General features: G+C 62.8%; 5 protein-coding genes and 1 pseudogene. 5 read left to right on the top strand and 1 reads right to left on the bottom strand.

Annotated features, from left to right (window positions below):
- The 5 genes from AC1XOS_RS17695 to AC1XOS_RS17675 form a co-directional block, all read left to right on the top strand.
- The coding region (locus AC1XOS_RS17695; protein ID WP_481963541.1) for an FAD-binding protein at window positions 1-1125 on the top strand (1125 nt) is incomplete at its 5' end.
- Window positions 1122-1964 (top strand): MBL fold metallo-hydrolase, encoded by an 843-nt coding sequence (locus tag AC1XOS_RS17690; RefSeq protein WP_481963540.1) that lies wholly within the window; start codon window positions 1122-1124, stop codon window positions 1962-1964. The genes AC1XOS_RS17695 and AC1XOS_RS17690, both read left to right, overlap by 4 nt.
- Window positions 1961-2164, top strand: a complete 204-nt coding sequence (locus tag AC1XOS_RS17685) for a hypothetical protein (RefSeq protein ID WP_481963539.1) — start codon at window positions 1961-1963, stop codon at window positions 2162-2164. Before AC1XOS_RS17690 ends, AC1XOS_RS17685 begins: the two co-directional genes overlap by 4 nt.
- Before the next feature lie 4 nt (window positions 2165-2168).
- Window positions 2169-2837, top strand: a complete 669-nt coding sequence (locus AC1XOS_RS17680; RefSeq protein ID WP_481963538.1) for an ABC transporter ATP-binding protein — start codon at window positions 2169-2171, stop codon at window positions 2835-2837.
- A gap of 100 nt (window positions 2838-2937) precedes the next feature.
- A complete protein-coding gene (locus AC1XOS_RS17675; protein WP_481963537.1) occupies window positions 2938-6246 on the top strand; it encodes an ABC transporter permease in 3309 nt (1102 codons plus the stop codon).
- Between the two features lie 58 nt (window positions 6247-6304).
- On the opposite strand, the pseudogene AC1XOS_RS17670 reads toward AC1XOS_RS17675, so the two are convergent.
- Window positions 6305-6971: pseudogene (locus tag AC1XOS_RS17670) on the bottom strand (glycoside hydrolase); the annotation flags it as partial.

The following is a 6971-nucleotide window of genomic DNA, read 5'->3' as shown; positions in this document are numbered from 1 at the left end:
CTACGCGCCCTCGGGACGCGCCACTGCTTCAATGCGATTGCCGACTGCCCCGAGGACATGATCTCGACCGAGAAGCTCACCAAGATCCTCGGGGTGGATCGGGAGAAACGAACCGTCACGATTGAGAGCGGCGTGCGCTACGGCGAGCTAGCCGTGTACTTAAACGCGGAAGGCTTCGCACTGCCTAATCTGGCGTCCCTGCCGCATATCTCCGTGGCAGGGGCCGTGGCAACGGGTACGCATGGCTCCGGTGACGGCAATGGAAACCTCGCGACTTCGGTGGTGGGAATGGAGCTCGTCAAGGCCAGCGGCAACAGAGTGACTCTCTCCCGCGAAACCCACGGCGATGATTTCGACGGTATGGTGGTGCATCTGGGCGCACTGGGCGTGGTCACCCAGCTCACGCTTAAGATCCAGCCCACTTTTGAGATTGCGCAGACCGCCTACACCAACCTCCCGGTTGAGGCGCTGCTCACGCACTTCGACGAAATCACCGGCAGTGGCTACTCCGTCAGCCTCTTCACAGACTGGCAGAGCGCGTTTGTGAACCAGGTCTGGGTGAAGTCAAAAACCGGCGACTTTCCCGAGACGCTCTTTGGGGCGCAAAAAGCCACTGAGAACCGCCATCCCCTCCCCGACCACTCCACCGAGAGCTGCACGACCCAGTGCGGCATTCCCGGCCCCTGGCACGAGCGCCTGCCGCACTTCAAGCTCGCCTTCACCCCCAGCAGCGGCGCGGAGCTCCAGAGCGAGTACTTCGTGGGCCGCGAGAACGCCCTCGCCGCTTTCACTGCCATCGCCGCACTGCGCGATAAACTCGCTCCCCAGCTCATGATCTCCGAGATTCGCACCATCGCCGCCGACAACCTCTGGCTCAGCCCCCACTACCAGCGCGACTCAGTGGGCTTTCACTTCACCTGGAAACAAAATATCCCCGAAGTCCTCGCGCTGCTGCCGGTTATTGAAGAAGCCCTCGCCCCTTTTGACCCGCGTCCCCACTGGGGTAAAGTCTTCACGATGAAGCCCACCGGCTACCCCAAGCTCCCCGAGTTCCTGCGCCTACGAGAAGCCTTCGATCCGGAAGGGAAGTTTACAAATGCATTCTTGGAGACCGTTCTCGCGTGAGTACACGGCTCGTTCTTCTGGGAACGGCGGGCGGGCCGACACCAAAGGCAAATCGGGCACCATCGGCGTATGCATTGGTAGTGGGCGAGGAGACGTTTATCATTGACGCGGGCAATGGGGTGGGGCAACAGCTTGCAAAGGCCAAGATTGGGATCAATAGCTTTCGGAATGTCTTTCTCACCCACCAGCACTCTGACCATAGCGCCGATATTGGGACGCTCGCCTTGCTGGCGTGGGCGACTAACCCCACAAAGCCGATTACGCTCTGGGGGCCACCGCCGCTTAAGGCCATGCTGCGCCACTTCCAGGCGTTTCAAGCACTGGACATCAAAACACGAATCGCCGACGAAGGCCGTCCGCCATTTGAGAGCTTTGTGGGCGTGCGAGAAATCACCAAACCCAGTGAGCTACTGAGCGAGAACGGCGTGACGGTGCGCTGCACGCTCAATGCTCACCCGCCGCTCAAGCACTCGTTCGCGTACCGCTTCGACACCCCCGATCGGTCTTTTGTCTTCTCCGGCGACACGACCTACAGCAAGGGTGTTGTGGAGCTGGCCCAAGGAGCGGATGTCCTCGTTCATGAGATCATGCTTCCCAGTGCCCTAGAGCCACTCATCGCCAGCGAGCCCAACGCGAAAACGCTCCGGGAGCATCTGCATGCCAGCCACTCGACGCCCGAGCAAGTGGGCCGGGTCGCCACCGAAGCAGGAGTCAAGACCCTCGTGCTCTCCCACTTCGTCCCCGGCGGCGCCCCCCTCCCCGACTCGGCCTGGCACGATGCTGTCAAGCCACACTTCAGCGGCACGATTGTCACCGGGTGGGACTTGCTGGAGCTATGACTCTCTACCCCGCCACCAACGGCCACCTCACCCTCGACTTCGACGACTCCCCGGAAGTGCTCTGGGAGGAGGTGGTCGCGCACTTGCTCGCAGAGGGCTTCGTGCGCAAGGGGATCGCCCTCGCAGCGGGCTGGGACGAGTGGTCGGGGAACTACCTACTCTCCCACAGCGACGACGGCAAGAGTTATCGGGTAAAGTAGACACATGAGTCTGCTGGAGCTTTCGGGAATCGTCAAGAGTTTTGTCGGGGTGGAGAAGCCTGTCCTGCGCGGGGTGAACCTGAGCCTGGCTGCAGGGGAGATGGCCGCGATTGTGGGGCCGTCGGGGTCGGGCAAGAGTACGCTGCTCAATATTATCGGGACGCTGGAGTCACCGGATAGTGGGAGCATTACTCTGGAGGGGACGAGCCTGATCGGGCTGGACGAGAAAGCCCTGGCGCGGGTACGGAGCCAGAAGCTGGGGATGATCTTCCAGCTCCATCACTTGCTCCCCCAGTGCACGGTCCTCGAAAACGTCCTGATTCCCACGCTCGCAGAAGGCCCCGCACAGCGCAAGGAGCCTGCTGAGCCCCGCGCCAAGCGCCTGCTGAACCGTGTAGGCCTAGGCGAGCGGCTCGCGCACCGCCCCGGTCAGCTCTCCGGCGGCGAGCGCCAGCGGGTTGCGGTCGTGCGGGCGCTCCTCAACGAGCCCAAGCTGTTATTGGCCGACGAGCCCACGGGCGCACTGGACCAAGACTCCGCCAACAACCTCACGGATTTGCTCATCGAGCTCAACAAAGAAGAAGGAGTCGCGCTCCTCGTCATCACCCACTCCCCCGAGCTGGCCGCCAAGCTGGGCAAGACCTACCGTCTCGACGAGGGGCTGCTCGTATGAAAACCACCCCCACCCCCCCATCCCCCGCCCGGCGGGGGGGATATGCGGAAAATACCTTGTTGTCTCCCCGCTCGGCGGGGGTTAGGGGGGAATAAACACCATGAACCTCCTTAAGCTCGCGCTGGCGGGGCTGAAGTTCCACAAGAAAGCCCACCTTGGGGTGTTTTTGGGCGCGGTGCTGGCGGCGGCGATCCTCACGGGCGCACTGGCGGTCGGGGACTCGGTGCGCTATAGCCTGATGCAGCAAGCCCTAGCCCGCATTGGGGGGATTGAGCATGCGCTCTATAATCCGGGGCGTTTTTTCCGCACGGAACTGACCAACGAGCTCGGTGTAGCGGCCCCGACCTCGGCGTCGATTCTGCTGCGCGGTGCGGCGGCCAATAGCGAGGGAACAGCGCGCGCCGGGCGCGTCCAAGTCGTCGGGGTGGATGAGGCATTCTGGAAGCTAGGCGGCGCGGGCACAGTCAACATGGCCGAGGACGGGGTCGCGCTCAACGAGCGTCTGGCGAAGTTTTTAGGCGTCGATGTGGGCGATGAGGTTCTAATCCGTGTGGACAAGCCCAGCCTGCTCTCGCGTGATGCTCCGCTCTCCAAGATAGAGGACGCCACAGTCGCCCTGCGCCTGCCGGTGCGCTTTGTGATCACCGAGCAGCTCTTTGGTAACTTCAGCCTCGATGCCAACCAGATCCCGCCCTACAACGCTTTTATTCCCCGTGCCACGCTCCAAAAAGCCATTGGGCAGGAAGGCCGCGCCAATCTTCTGCTGGTCGGCAAAGGAACGGCCACGGATGCGCTGACCCGTGCGCTCTGGGAAAAATGGAAACTCACCGACGCGGGCCTCAAGCTCAAGCCCGTTCCCGCCACGGGCGAGCTAGAGCTGCGCACCGACCGTGTTTTTCTGGAGCCCGAGGTCGCAAAAGCCGCGGAGACTGCGCAGCCCGGTGCCCGCCGTATTCTCACCTACTTTGTCAACCGCCTGACGCTTGGTACAAAATCCGTGCCCTACTCCACGGTCGCTGCGCTAGAGGGCGCTCCTCTGCCACAAGGCATGACCGACGACGAAGCGCTGATCAACCAGTGGCTCGCCGACGAGCTCGGGGCGAAGGTGGGCGACAAGGTCAGCCTAAGCTACTGGCTCGTGGGGCCACTGCGCAAGCTCGAAGAGCACACCAGTGAGTTCACCGTGCGCGGCATCGTCCCGCTCTCCGGCCCGACGCTCGATCCTACGCTCATGCCGGACATCCCTGGCCTCTCGGACAAGAAAGACTGCCGTGACTGGGAGCCAGGCGTGCCCATTGACCTGGAGAAAATCCGCGACAAAGACCAAGCGTACTGGAGCGCCTTTCGTGGCACGCCCAAGGCCTTTATCACGCTCAAGGCCGGCCAAACCATCTGGAACAACCGCTTTGGCAACCTCACTGCGATTCGCTACAAGTCCGACACGGCGACCGTCGAGGCCTGCGTCCGCCAGGCGCTCAGCCCCGCCGCACTGGGGCTTTTCTTCCAGCCCATCCGCGAGCGTGCCCTCTCCGCCAGCGCCAACTCCATGGACTTTGGCTCGCTCTTTCTAGGCTTCAGTATTTTTCTGATCATCGCTGCGCTTCTTCTCGCCGCCCTACTCTTCGGCTTTGGGGTGGAGCAGCGCAGCCGCGAGATGGGGACACTGCTCGCCATCGGCGTCACGCCACGCCGCGTCCGCACCCTGCTCCTACTCGAAGGTGGCTTGATCGCCTTTCTCGCCAGCATCGCTGGTGTTTTTGTCGCCACCCTCTATACCCGCGCCGTGATCGCCGGACTGGGAAGCGTCTGGAAAGATGCCGTCGTGGGCTCGCCGCTGACCTACTACGCCAAGCCCGAGACGCTGATCGGCGGTGGCATCGGCAGCTTTCTGGTCGCACTCCTCGTGATCTGGCTCGTCGCCCGCAAGCAAGGCCAAGCCTCGGCGCAAGCGCTTCTTTCCCTCCTCCCCGGCCCTCCTCCCAATCCTGGGAGGCAGGATGGGAGGAGGGAGCGGCTCCCCCTCCTCCCATGGTTCTCGGGAGGAGGGCTGGGGAGGAGGGTTCCTTGGACGCTCCTTCTCCCTCTCCTTGCTGTCGGCCTCGCGTTCTTTGGCATCGGCAAGCACGGCGAAGAGGCGGCGGGGATTTTCTTTGGCTCGGGAATGCTTCTGCTCATCGCCGGGATTCTGGCGGCGCGGCAGCTCTTGCGGAGGCTTGAGATCACGGAAGGGGCGCTGAGCCTGACGAGTGTTGGGCGGCGCAATGCGGCGCGGCGACTCTCACGCAGCACGGGCGCGATCACGCTGCTTGCCTGTGGGAGCTTTCTCGTGATCGCCGTGGGGGCTAATCGGCATGATCCGCGCGAGGCCGCCCGCGAGCGTTCGTCGGGGACGGGCGGGTTTGCCCTCTACGCCGAGGCCTCGCTTCCCGTCTACCAGGATCTGAACTCCGCCGAGGGCCGCGATGCCTTCGGGCTGGACGAGGCTGAGATGACCGAGGCGAAAGTCGTTCCGTTTCGCTTGCGAGAGGGTGACGAGGCGAGCTGTCTGAACCTCAACCGCGCCCAGACCCCGCGCCTGCTGGGAGTTGATCCTAAGCGCCTCGCAGAACGCAGCGCCTTCGGGTTTAGCCAGTCGCTCGCCGATAAAAAAGCCAATCCCTGGGACTTGCTGGAGACCAGCGATGGCACGGACACAATCCCTGTCATCGGGGACATGAACACCGTGATGTGGATGCTGCATTCGGGTGTGGGCCAGCTCATTGACTACACCGATGATCGCGGCACGAAGCACAAACTGAAAGTCGTGGGTATCATCAACAACTCCGTGCTCCAGGGGAACCTCATCCTCTCCGAGCGCCACTTTACGAAGCTCTTTGCCAACCACAGCGGCTACCAGGTGTTTCTGATTGATGCGCCCGAAGCCAAGATAAAAGCCCTCGCCGAGGCACTCACCCGTGGTCTAGAAGACACGGGCCTGAGTGTGGTTACGACTCCGGAGCGCCTGGGAATGTTCAGCGCCGTGGAGAACACTTATCTTTCGATCTTTGCGATCCTCGGCGGCATGGGCCTACTCCTGGGAAGCCTCGGCCTCGGCGTGATCGTCCTACGCAATGTCCTAGAGCGCCAGGGCGAGCTCGCCCTGCTCCGCGCGATTGGGTTCACGAAAAAATCCCTCCACCAGCTTGTCTTCTCCGAGCACGTCTTGCTCTTGTTTCTGGGTCTTGCCGTCGGAGTTGCCGCCGCACTCGTGGCCGTCCTGCCGTCGCTCAAAACGCCCGGTGTCGGCATTCCCTTTGTCAGCCTCGGCATCACCCTCCTCGCGGTTCTAGGAAGCGGTCTGCTCTGGGTGTGGCTCGCGACTATAGCGGCACTCCGTGGCTCGCTGCTGGGAGCCCTGCGGAGCGAGTAAAGCACTCATCATAAATACCCGACCAGCCGCGACGGTAAGCGTCCGGCTTGCCAGACGTTTACCGTCTGGGGCTTTTTCGCGGGTCGGGCTTTACGTCTAGCTTCTGCTCGCTGGTTTTCCCATCCACGGTGAGGTGGAGGGTGTAGGCTCCCGGAGCAACCCACGGGGCTTTGGACGTCGGGGTGTTCTGCCAGATGGCGTCCATGCCAAGACCACTGGCGGGGGCGTACTGGCGCAGGTTCCAGATAAAGCGGTGGGAGCCTGAGGTGGCTAAAAGCGGCTGCCAGGGGCGTGCCCAGCGGGGATCGACGGTGAGCTTGAGGGGATCGATGAACTCAGGCTTGTCGGTGCTGCTCCATTTCCGGACAACTTTGCCTTGGGCATCGCGCACTTCGAGACGAACTTCCTTTGCCGTTAGCGCGAGGTAGTAGTCGATCACGACGCCATCGGGGGGATTCTGACCGGCGGGCTCCTCCGGGGGAAGGGGCGTGTCTGTGTTGCGGTTCCAGTCCACGAGGTAGGCGACGGTTGGGGCGTAGAGGGCGACGGGCTCGCTGGAGAGCTGGCGAAGAGCGGTGATGGAGTCCAGAATCCAGAACGAGCGCCCGTGGGTACCGACGACGAGATCGTCGTCGTGGACGACGAGATCACGGATGGACGTGGCGGGCATGTTGTTGCGCAGCGGGTTCCAGTGCACCCCGTCGTCGCTGGAGAACCAGACCATG

Source organism: Armatimonas sp. (assembly GCF_964826245.1).
Note: the sequence above shows the minus strand (reverse complement) of the source record. Positions and strands in the feature narration are given on the sequence as shown.

What these genes read in the sequence shown, in the direction of transcription:
- AC1XOS_RS17680 (WP_481963538.1), top strand. Translation starts at nt 2,169, where the DNA reads ATGAGTCTGCTGGAGCTTTCGGGAATCGTCAAGAGTTTTGTCGGGGTG.
- AC1XOS_RS17675 (WP_481963537.1), top strand. Translation starts at nt 2,938, where the DNA reads ATGAACCTCCTTAAGCTCGCGCTGGCGGGGCTGAAGTTCCACAAGAAA.
- AC1XOS_RS17685 (WP_481963539.1), top strand. Translation starts at nt 1,961, where the DNA reads ATGACTCTCTACCCCGCCACCAACGGCCACCTCACCCTCGACTTCGAC.